Source organism: Reinekea sp. G2M2-21, from assembly GCF_015687175.1.
In the GTDB taxonomy this organism is placed as follows: domain Bacteria; phylum Pseudomonadota; class Gammaproteobacteria; order Pseudomonadales; family Natronospirillaceae; genus Reinekea.
Genome location: NZ_JADPQG010000051.1, coordinates 1 through 276, shown reverse-complemented (window position 1 = coordinate 276; position 276 = coordinate 1). Strand labels below are relative to the sequence as shown.

Genomic DNA, 276 nt, shown 5'->3' with positions numbered 1-276 from the left:
GGCGATTTCGCATAATAAGTGCAATTGGTAGTTGAGGAGCCAGCTGATAGAGTTGCGCTCCTCCCGACCAAGAGATAAAGCACTTTGAACTACCATCAGCTGACTGAAAACGAACGATACCAGATCTATTCGCTATTGAAAGAGGGACTCAACCAAAAACAAATTTCAGACAATTTAAAACGGAGTCCATCAACGATATCGAGAGAGATAAAGCGGAACAGTGGACTTCGAGGGTATCGCCCAAAACAAGCGCAGGCGATTAGCGATCACAGACGA

The 276-nt window shown here is 45.3% G+C and carries 1 protein-coding gene; it reads left to right on the top strand.

Translation table 11 applies throughout. From position 1 onward, the window contains the following. Positions 1-84 precede the first annotated feature (84 nt). Positions 85-276 (top strand): helix-turn-helix domain-containing protein (locus IYN85_RS25695; RefSeq protein WP_196161836.1); only part of this gene is annotated, 192 nt, incomplete at its 3' end.